This is a genomic window from Streptomyces sp. 8K308 (assembly GCF_004348315.1).
Classification (GTDB): domain Bacteria; phylum Actinomycetota; class Actinomycetes; order Streptomycetales; family Streptomycetaceae; genus Streptomyces.
Genome location: NZ_SMKC01000420.1, coordinates 1 through 5,391, shown reverse-complemented (window position 1 = coordinate 5,391; position 5,391 = coordinate 1). Strand labels below are relative to the sequence as shown.

The window sequence follows — 5,391 nt, the reverse complement described above, 5'->3', positions numbered from 1 at the left end:
GGTCTGTGGGGAGGCCGGGGTGGCGTGGGAGGAGAAGGACATCACCCAGGACGAGGAGCTGTACCGCCTGTACTGGGAGCAGATTCCGGTCGTCCTCGTCGACGGTGAGCAGCACGACTTCTGGCGCGTGAACCCGGAGCGGCTGCGCCGGGCCTTGGGGACCTGAGCCGGTTTGGATTACCATTCGGGGTCGTTTTCTCCCCCGTCGGGCGCAAACGTGAGGAGTGTGACCGGGTGTCCTCGTGGGCGTATGTGGCACCGGTCACTTTGGCCGGACAAACCGGACACCATCTTTGTGCACGCGTTCACAAAGGCATAGCCTGGGCTGGACGGAGCCGTGCCGGCGTACATGTGTGCGCCCCACGCCCCCGCCCTCCGCTTGGCCCGACCGGCAGGAGCACCGTGGCAACTGGCCGAAATCACCGACCGGCGACCCGTAGCCGAGGAATTCCCGAGGCGACGGTCGCCCGGCTTCCGTTGTACCTGCGGGCGCTGACCGCGCTGTCCGAGCGCTCGGTGCCGACGGTCTCGTCCGAGGAGCTGGCGAGCGCCGCCGGGGTGAACTCGGCGAAGCTCCGCAAGGACTTCTCGTACCTCGGCAGCTACGGCACCCGTGGCGTCGGGTACGACGTCGAGTATCTCGTCTACCAGATCTCCCGCGAGCTCGGGCTCACCCAGGACTGGCCGGTCGTCATCGTCGGCATCGGTAACCTCGGGGCCGCGCTCGCCAACTACGGAGGGTTCGCCTCCCGTGGCTTCCGGGTGGCGGCGCTCATCGACGCCGACCCGGCGATGACCGGGCGGCAGGTGGCCGGCATGGGCGTCTCCCACGTGGACGACCTGGAGCAGATCATCCAGGCCAACGGCGTCTCCATCGGCGTCATCACCACCCCGGGCGGCGCCGCCCAGCAGGTGTGCGACCGGCTGGTGGCCGCCGGCGTCACCTCGATCCTGAACTTCGCGCCCACCGTGCTCTCGGTGCCCGACGGCGTCGACGTGCGCAAGGTCGACCTGTCGATCGAGCTGCAGATCCTCGCCTTCCACGAGCAGCGCAAGGCCGCCGACGAGCTGGCGGCAGGCCCTGCCGGCGCGCCGCGCGTGCCGGCCGCGGTCGAGCGCCGCCCGGGCCGGGCCGAGGACGGCCCGGAGGGCGACATCCCGGCGGTGATGCCCGCATGACTCTGCTGGTGATCGGTCTCAGTCACCGCAGTGCCCCCGTGTCCGTGCTGGAGGCGGCCGCGCTCACCCCCGACGCGCGCGGCAAGCTGCTGCGCGACGCCGCGGGCGCGGCGTCCGCGTCCGCGACCGTGTCCGGCGCGGCGGGGCGTCCGTCGGCGATCGAGGCCGCGCTGCTCGCCACCTGCAACCGGATCGAGATCTACGCGGTGGCGGAACGATTCCATGCCGGGGTCGCCGAGCTCAGGGCCCTGCTCAGCCGGCACACCGGGATGAGCCAGGCCGAACTCGAGCCCCACCTCTACACGCACCACGAGGACCGGGCCGTCGAGCACCTGCTGAGCGTGGCCTGCGGCCTCGACTCGATGGTGGTGGGCGAGGGCCAAATCCTCGGGCAGATCAAGTCGGCGCTGGCGCTGGCGCAGGAGGAGCACACGGCCGGCCGGCTGCTGAACGAGTTGTTCCAGCAGGCGCTGCGGGTCGGGAAGCGGGCGCACAGCGAGACCAACATCGACCGCGCCGGCCAGTCGCTGGTCACGTTCGGCCTCGAGCAGTTGAACGGCGGCCGGGCCGGCGTCGACTGGGTGCGCGGCAGGCGTGCCCTGGTGATCGGGGCCGGGTCGATGTCCTCGCTCGCCGCGACGACCCTCGCCCGCGCCGGTGTGGCCGAACTGGTGATCGCCAACCGGACGCTGGAGCGTGCCGAGCGGCTCGCCGCCGGCCTCTCCGACGCGGAAGGACAGGACGGGCCGCGCGCCCGCGCCGTGCCGATCAACGCCATCTCCATCGCGGCCGAGCTCGCGCTCGCCGACGTCGTCGTCTCCTGTACGGGCGCCACGGGCCTGGTGCTGACCGCCGAGGCGGTCGCCGGGGCCGTGCGCGAGCGGGCCCGCCGCCGCCCGGCGGCCCCCGAGCTCACCGTGCTCGACCTGGCCATGCCGCGGGACGTCGAGGCCGCCGTGCACGACGTCGAGGGCGTGCGGCTCGTCGACATCGAGTCGCTCGCCGCCGCCTCGGCCGACGCGCCGATGGCCGCCGACGTGGACGCGGTGCGCGGCATCGTCGCCGAGGAGGTCGCGGTGCTGGGCGCCGCCCGGCGCGCCGCCCACACCACCCCGACCGTGGTCGCGCTGCGCGCCATGGCCTCCCAGGTGGTCGCCGGCGAGCTGGCCCGCCTCGACGGGCGGCTGCCGGAGCTCGGCGAGCGCGAGCGCGCCGAGATCGCCAGGACTGTGCGGCGCGTCGTCGACAAACTGCTGCACCCGCCGACCGTGCGCGTCAAGGAGCTCGCCGCCGAGCCGGACGGCGCCTACTACGCGGCGGCGCTGCGCCAGCTGTTCGACCTCGGCACGCCGCCCGCGCCTGATCAGCGTGATCAGGTCGATCAGAAGGAGCGGTCATGAACGCACAGCGAGCCCTCAGGCTCGGCACGCGGCGCAGCCTGCTCGCCATGTCCCAGTCGCGGGGAGTCGCGGAGCTGGTCACCCGGCTCACCGGGCGTCCCGTGGAGCTGGTCGAGATCACCACCTACGGCGACGTCTCCCGGGAGAGCCTGGCCGCGATCGGCGGCGCCGGCGTCTTCGTCTCGGCGCTCAGGGACGCCCTGCTCCGGGGCGAGATCGACTTCGCCGTCCACTCGCTCAAGGATCTGCCGACGCTCCAGCCGGCGGAGCTGAGCCTTGCGGCCGTGCCGAGGCGCGCCGACCCGCGGGACACGCTGGTGGCCCGCGACGGACTCGACTTCGAGCGGCTCGCGGTGGCGGCCGGCCGGGCCAGGATCGGCACCGGCTCGCCGCGCCGGATGGCCCAGCTGCACGCGTGGGCCCGCGCCCTGGGTTGCGAAATCGAAACGGTCCCGATCCGGGGGAATGTCGACACCCGCATCGGGTACGTGCGCTCCGGCGAGCTCGACGCGGTCGTGCTCGCCGCCGCCGGACTGTACCGCATCGGCCGGGAGGCGGAGATCACCGAATTCCTCGCGCCCGACATCGTCCTGCCCGCCCCCGGCCAGGGGGCGCTGGCGATCGAGTGCGCCGCGTCAAACACGGCCCTCGCCGCCGAGCTCGCCGGCCTCGACGACCCGCACACCCGGGTCGCCGTGACCGCCGAGCGCACCCTGCTCGCCACCCTGGAGGCAGGCTGCAGCGCACCCGTCGGTGCGTTCGCGGACCTGCTCGCCGAGGCGGCCGGGCAGTCCATCACCGAAATGCGCCTGCGCGGCGTCGTCGGCACCACCGACGGCTCCACGCTGGTGCAGCTGTCCACCACCGGCCCCGTACCGGCTTCCGTCGAGGAGGCCGCGGCCACCGGCCGCGAGCTCGCCGACGAGATGCTCGCCAAGGGCGCGGCCGGTCTGATGGGGGAGCGAGCACATTGAGCCCCATTACCGCACGCACCGCACAAGCCAAGCGGGTCAGGACGTCGCCGACCGCCGCCGTCACCCCCAGCTCCAGTTACGGACACGTCACCTTCCTCGGTGCCGGACCCGGGGACCCGGGTCTGCTCACTCTGCGGGCCGTCGACGCGCTGGCCCAGGCCGATGTGCTGATCGCCGACCCTGAGGCGTACGAGGTGGTGCGCGCCCACGTCAGGGCGGGCACGGACGCACCACTGCAGGCCACGGGCGCTGACCTCGCGCCCGGCGGCGCGGCGGCCGGGACCGTCGATGCCGCTGATCTTGTCATGCGGGCCGCGCGCGGCGGCAAGCGGGTGGTGCGTGCGGTCGCCGGCGACCCCGGCATGGACGCCGACGCCACCGCCGACATGCTCGCGCTGGCCGCCGAGGGCATCACCTTCGAAGTGGTGCCGGGCATCGCGCACGGCGTGGGCGTGGCCGCCTACGCCGGCGTGCCGCTGCGGGACCCGGAGGGCGGCGACGTCCGCTTCGTCGACGGGCCGACCGCCGACGACCGGTGTTGGACCGAGGTCGGCGCGAGCGACGCCACCGTCGTGGTCTCCACCACGCTCGAGGCCGTGGCCGTCACGGCGGGCCGGCTGATCGCGGCCGGCCGCAAGCCGGACACCCCGCTGTCGGTCACCGTCGCCGGCACCACGACCCGGCAGCGCACGTGGACGGCGACGCTCGGCACCGTGGAGCGCACGCTGAAGTCCGCGAAGGTGCTGCCGTCGGCGGAGGGCGACCGCCCCGCGATAGCCGTGGTCGGCGAGCGCAGCGCGCCGGCGCAGCGCGACCAGCTCGCGTGGTTCGAGTCCAAGCCGCTGTTCGGCTGGAAGGTGCTTGTGCCACGCACCAAAGAGCAGGCGGCCTCGCTCTCCGAGCAGCTGCGCTCGTACGGCGCGGTGCCGAGCGAGGTGCCGACCATCGCGGTCGAGCCGCCGCGCACCCCGCAGCAGATGGACCGCGCGGTCAAGGGCCTGGTGACCGGGCGGTACGAGTGGATCGCCTTCACCTCGGTGAACGCGGTCAAGGCGATCCGCGAGAAGTTCGAGGAGTACGGCCTGGACGCGCGGGCCTTCGCCGGCATCAAGGTCGCGGCGGTCGGCGAGCAGACGGCGCGGGTGCTGCAGGAGTTCGGCGTCCGGCCCGACCTGGTGCCGAGCGGCGAGCAGTCGGCGGCCGGGCTGCTGGAGGACTGGCCGCCGTACGACCCGGTCTTCGACCCGATCGACCGCGTCTTCCTACCGCGCGCCGACATCGCCACCGAGACGCTGGTGGCGGGCCTCGTGGAGCTGGGCTGGGAGGTGGACGACGTCACGGCCTACCGCACGGTCCGGGCGTCGCCGCCGCCGGCGGAGACCCGGGAGGCCATCAAGGGCGGCGGCTTCGACGCGGTGCTTTTCACGTCGTCGAGCACGGTGCGGAACCTGGTGGGCATCGCGGGCAAGCCGCACAACGTGACGGTGATCGCCTGCATCGGCCCGGCGACGGCCCGCACGGCCGAGGAGCACGGCCTGCGGGTGGATGTGATGGCGCCCGAGCCGTCCGTGCTGGCGCTGGCGGAGGCGCTCGCGCAGTACGGCGCCGCGCGGCGCGCGGCGGCGATCGATGCGGGCGAGGTGCTGAAGCGGCCGAGCGAGAAGCGGCCGCAGCGGCGACGCCGCGCGTAACCGCCCTGCCGGTCCGCCCTGCCGGGCGGAGCGGCTCGAAGGGCCTCGGTTGGTGGCGGCGTGGTGTGCCGTGGTGCGTTGCTGGTGGGCGGGCGGGTTTCGTACCCCCACCCGCCGGCCCCTTTCCGGCCCCGGGCGGCCTGTGGC

General features: G+C 73.9%; 5 protein-coding genes. All 5 read left to right on the top strand.

The genetic code is table 11. From position 1 onward, the window contains the following. A partial coding sequence (locus tag E1265_RS33030; RefSeq protein ID WP_207931305.1) for a glutaredoxin family protein occupies nucleotides 1–166 on the top strand: 166 nt, incomplete at its 5' end. Nucleotides 167–402: 236 nt separating this feature from the next. Continuing rightward, the gene (locus E1265_RS33025; RefSeq protein ID WP_132934645.1) at nucleotides 403–1,179 is read left to right on the top strand and encodes a redox-sensing transcriptional repressor Rex; all 777 of its coding nucleotides are present in this window, start codon (nucleotides 403–405) and stop codon (nucleotides 1,177–1,179) included. Further along, on the top strand, nucleotides 1,176–2,579 hold the full coding sequence (locus tag E1265_RS33020; RefSeq protein ID WP_132934644.1) for a glutamyl-tRNA reductase: 1,404 nt from the start codon (nucleotides 1,176–1,178) through the stop codon (nucleotides 2,577–2,579). The genes E1265_RS33025 and E1265_RS33020 overlap by 4 nt, the downstream gene beginning before the upstream one ends. Continuing rightward, nucleotides 2,576–3,553: a hydroxymethylbilane synthase gene (gene hemC / locus E1265_RS33015; RefSeq protein ID WP_132934643.1), complete on the top strand. Its 978-nt coding sequence runs from the start codon at nucleotides 2,576–2,578 to the stop codon at nucleotides 3,551–3,553. The genes E1265_RS33020 and hemC overlap by 4 nt, the downstream gene beginning before the upstream one ends. Nucleotides 3,554–3,558: 5 nt before the next feature. Next, nucleotides 3,559–5,244 carry a uroporphyrinogen-III synthase gene (locus E1265_RS33010; RefSeq protein WP_132934646.1) on the top strand — a complete coding sequence of 562 codons (1,686 nt, stop codon included), beginning with the start codon at nucleotides 3,559–3,561 and terminating at the stop codon, nucleotides 5,242–5,244. Nucleotides 5,245–5,391 lie beyond the last annotated feature (147 nt).